Raw genomic sequence first — 3352 nt, 5'->3', positions numbered from 1 at the left:
GGTCGCGAACTTCCATCTCGACCAGCTCCAGCAGCTCAGCGTCGTCTACCAGGTCAGCCTTGTTCAGGAAGACCACGATGTACGGAACGCCAACCTGACGGGACAGCAGGATGTGCTCACGGGTTTGCGGCATCGGACCATCAGCTGCCGAGCAAACCAGGATAGCGCCATCCATCTGAGCAGCACCGGTAATCATGTTTTTTACATAGTCGGCGTGACCCGGGCAGTCAACGTGCGCATAGTGACGAATGTTCGAGTCATACTCGACGTGCGCAGTATTGATGGTGATGCCACGTGCTTTTTCTTCCGGGGCGCTGTCGATCTTGTCGAAGTCAACCTTGGCAGAACCGAAAACCTCGGAGCAAACGCGAGTCAGCGCGGCGGTCAACGTCGTCTTACCATGGTCAACGTGACCAATGGTGCCGACGTTCACGTGCGGCTTGTTACGTTCGAACTTTTCCTTAGCCATCGAGACTGTCCCCCGGTAGAAGTAATAAGCAGATCAAACCGACCATTAAAACAAAGGCAGATATTTTCATATCTGCCTTGTCATATGGAGCTCTTGAGCGGATTTGAACCGCTGACCTCACCCTTACCAAGGGTGTGCTCTACCAACTGAGCTACAAGAGCGTAACACTGTGCAACAACAGCAAACCTGGAGCGGGTAGCGGGAATCGAACCCGCATCATCAGCTTGGAAGGCTGAGGTTCTACCACTAAACTATACCCGCGGAGCTTGCAGCTCTCGCTAAACTGGTGGAGGGAGAAGGATTCGAACCTTCGAAGTCGTAGACGTCAGATTTACAGTCTGATCCCTTTGGCCGCTCGGGAACCCCTCCAATGTGGCCGGCATTTTCTACTCTTGCCGTCCTGCTGTCAAGCTTTTTCTCATTAAAATCTTGAGGTTAGCTACTTTGACAACTGCTTCACTGCGTTACCACCTAGTGGTCATCGCTGTGGAGCGGGCGCCATTCTATGCAAACTATTCGATAGTTGCAACGCCTTCGCACAACATTATTTTATCTTTTAAGTCTTTGAAATCATGGGAAAGTCCGGCGAGCACCGTTGCGTCCAGCAAGCGACGGCTTTCAGGCGCTATCTGCAGCCACCACCCCTGACTGTCGGGCAGCCTCCCCACTACCTTGCGCGCCCGGATATCCAGGCTGATCAGACGCTGACGAAGGCTATTCAGTAGCTCGGGGCTAGCCAATGCCCCAAGGTAGAGACACTCATCGTCCTTCTGCGATGGCGCCTCGCGAGACTCGCTGAGTAGACGAATACCCTGCTGACTTCCCTTGTAGAGCGACAGCGATGTCACCTCTTTCGCCCTCAACGGTGCCTCCTGCTGGTGCCAGACGTAGTAGACGACATTGAGGACCAGCAATAACAGAAACAACCAGCGCATACACACCTCACTCCAGCGGACAGGCCATCGCCAGGCCTACGAACACCAGGTCGGGAACGATTCGGGCTTGCGGTACCACCTGGTGCAACAGGCCTGCGTCGCCACCGGTAATGAACAGGGTAAAATCCTCACCCCACAATGAGCGCGCCTGCTCGAGCTGAGTCAACACAAATCCATGCAGCATGAGCGTACAGCCGCGCTCTACCGCCTCGACGGTAGAGCGCCCAGGCTGCAGACTCGACAATGCACGCTCGGCGGACTCGTCGTCATAGCGGATACGCCGGGTATGGGTACGCAATTGATTGCGCATCAATGGCATCCCAGGGCAGATGAAACCTCCCAGGTGTTCCCCCTGCGCCGATACGAAATCCGATGTGACAGCAGTCCCCAGATCGATGACCACGCATGCCCTTTCGGCCAGATGGTACCCGCCGAGCAAAGCCAGCCACCGATCGAGCCCAAGACGCTCGTAATCGTCATAGCCATTGGTAACCCCGGCCAATGCAGTTGCCGAGCGCGCGCGCACTATCGACAGCCCGAACGCCTTCACCAGGGCATCACCAAGATGATCGGTCTCTTCTTCTGTACGCACACTGACCAGGCGGCAACGGGCCGGGGTATCGCCCGCAAGCGCCTCAACAGCCTCGATCAGCGCCTGGTTGGTATCGACGATGCCGCCGCCAACAACCGATGCGTCGGTGCGGATAACCCGCCACTTGATAAAACTGTTACCGCAATCGAGCTCAAGAATCATCGCGTAACCTCAAACTGAGCTCACCACCACTAAAGCTCTTCTCAACACCTTCGACCTGAAGACGCAGCGCGCCCTGACGATCGATACCGAGCACAACGCCGTCGACCCTGGTGACGCCGGCTATCAACGATACTGCACACCCCTGCCACAGGTGCCCTTGCTCCCACTCCGCCTGCAAGTCGGTAAAACCCGACTGACGATGTCGCTCCAGGTAAACCTGCAGATTCTCATTGAGCAGCGCAACCAGCTGGTTGCGATCAACCTGCTGCCCTGTTTCGAGCCGGACGGATGTCCATGCCTGATCGACCTCGCTGTTGGTCTGCATATTCACGTTCACACCAATACCCAGCACCACATGACAGACATCAGCGGGATCCCCCACAAGCTCAAGAAGAATACCTGCGATCTTGCGACCGTTGGCCAGCACATCATTTGGCCACTTCAAGCCCGCAGCATTCACTCCGACGGACTGAAGGGTACGCATGACCGCCAAACCCACCACAAGGCTCAGGCCTTCCAGTTGCCGCATGCCACCGTCGATACGCAGCACCAGGCTGTAATAGAGATTCTGCGCAAAGGGGCTTGACCAGTTTCTGCCACGGCGACCGCGCCCTGCGCTCTGATGCTCAGCCAGAACCAGAAAGGGTGCCTGGCGACCGGCACTGATCGCGCGCAACGCTTCGGCATTTGTCGAGTCAATCTCTTCATGGATGTGCATTGGCCAGAGCCGGCCTGTACCGGCACTCTCGATGGCGCTGACGTCCAACAGCGACAAAGGCGCAGCCAGCCTGTAGCCCCGCCCTCGCACCTTGTACACCGGCAGACTCAATTCAGCCTCGAGATGCTGCAATTGCTTCCACACGGCGCTGCGGCTGATGCCCAGGGCAGCACCCAAGGCCTCGCCGGAATGGAATCGACCATCCTTGAGGAGTTTCAACAACTTCAGCATGCCAATCTCGACTCACAATGAGGCACGCATGATAGCTATGCGCTGAAGGATTGCATACCTGTTGTAGGACGCGTCCTTACGGAGAAATAGCTGCGTGATCGCAGCTTTTTCGGCCCACAAAGACAAAACCCCTACCTGCAGATGCAGATAGGGGTTTCGGAATTTAATCTTGACGATGACCTACTCTCACATGGGGAAACCCCACACTACCATCGGCGATGCATCGTTTCACTACTGAGTTCGGG

General features: G+C 56.3%; 4 protein-coding genes, 3 tRNA genes and 1 rRNA gene. All 8 read right to left on the bottom strand.

Annotated elements, in window-relative coordinates:
* Nucleotides 1-469, bottom strand: a 469-nt coding sequence (locus MF6396_RS27870; protein WP_153046148.1) for a GTP-binding protein, incomplete at its 3' end; no start/stop codon positions are given.
* Between the two features lie 85 nt (nt 470-554).
* Nucleotides 555-630, bottom strand: a tRNA-Thr gene (locus tag MF6396_RS27865).
* Between the two features lie 26 nt (nt 631-656).
* Nucleotides 657-730 (bottom strand) — tRNA-Gly (locus tag MF6396_RS27860).
* Nucleotides 731-753: 23 nt separating this feature from the next.
* Nucleotides 754-838 (bottom strand) — tRNA-Tyr (locus tag MF6396_RS27855).
* A gap of 143 nt (nt 839-981) precedes the next feature.
* A complete protein-coding gene (locus tag MF6396_RS27850) occupies nt 982-1404 on the bottom strand; it encodes a hypothetical protein (protein WP_043861942.1) in 423 nt (140 codons plus the stop codon).
* A 7-nt stretch (nt 1405-1411) separates the two neighbouring features.
* A complete protein-coding gene (locus tag MF6396_RS27845) occupies nt 1412-2158 on the bottom strand; it encodes a pantothenate kinase (protein ID WP_078482012.1) in 747 nt (248 codons plus the stop codon).
* On the bottom strand, nt 2148-3107 hold the full coding sequence (gene birA, locus MF6396_RS27840; RefSeq protein ID WP_043861944.1) for a bifunctional biotin--[acetyl-CoA-carboxylase] ligase/biotin operon repressor BirA: 960 nt from the start codon (nt 3105-3107) through the stop codon (nt 2148-2150). The genes MF6396_RS27845 and birA overlap by 11 nt, the downstream gene beginning before the upstream one ends.
* Before the next feature lie 167 nt (nt 3108-3274).
* Nucleotides 3275-3352 (bottom strand): 5S ribosomal RNA (gene rrf / locus MF6396_RS29680); the annotation flags it as partial.

The organism is Pseudomonas sp. MF6396 (assembly GCF_002018915.1).
Lineage (GTDB): Bacteria > Pseudomonadota > Gammaproteobacteria > Pseudomonadales > Pseudomonadaceae > Aquipseudomonas > Aquipseudomonas palmensis.
Note: the sequence above shows the minus strand (reverse complement) of the source record. Positions and strands in the feature narration are given on the sequence as shown.